The sequence below is a fragment of the Bacteroides caecigallinarum genome, assembly GCF_021530995.1.
Lineage (GTDB): Bacteria > Bacteroidota > Bacteroidia > Bacteroidales > Bacteroidaceae > Phocaeicola > Phocaeicola faecigallinarum.
Genome location: NZ_JADYTF010000296.1, coordinates 1 through 457, shown reverse-complemented (window position 1 = coordinate 457; position 457 = coordinate 1). Strand labels below are relative to the sequence as shown.

At 48.1% G+C, this 457-nt stretch carries 1 protein-coding gene; it reads right to left on the bottom strand.

Going from position 1 to position 457, the window contains the following annotated elements; genetic code table 11:
* A partial coding sequence (locus tag I6E24_RS16700; protein ID WP_235329836.1) for a transposase occupies nucleotides 1-457 on the bottom strand: 457 nt, incomplete at both ends.

The following is a 457-nucleotide window of genomic DNA, read 5'->3' as shown; positions in this document are numbered from 1 at the left end:
GTAAACCAACTGTCAACCAGCAGATAATCAAAGCGTATGCCTCTCCTGATGGATTCTCTGACCATTTCAATGGAACGGTCGATCTTGTTTTGTCTGTATTCCTTTATACGGGTGTTGACTGCGGAATCCCCGTCACGTTTCTTGCTGAAGCGTGCTTTCCGCTGCTTGTCGGTCAATCCTTGCTTCTTTTCAGGGTTCTTGCCTTCCTCCCCGTGAAGCGAGAAGTCAAGCAAGGTCTGTGTCTTCCCGTCCGTATGGCACAGGAACAGCCCTTTGAAACCCAAGACGCTCTTGTGAAGAACGTGTGAATAGATGCGGCCTATCATTTCAGTCTTGAAACCTGTTTTCGGCAGGTCGGTATCGTCGATTATCAGACATTGGAGGGATTCTTTCGAGTCCTTCCTCGATGAAATCCGATTCAACAGGCGAATACTCACCAAATAGACAAGTTTGCGCC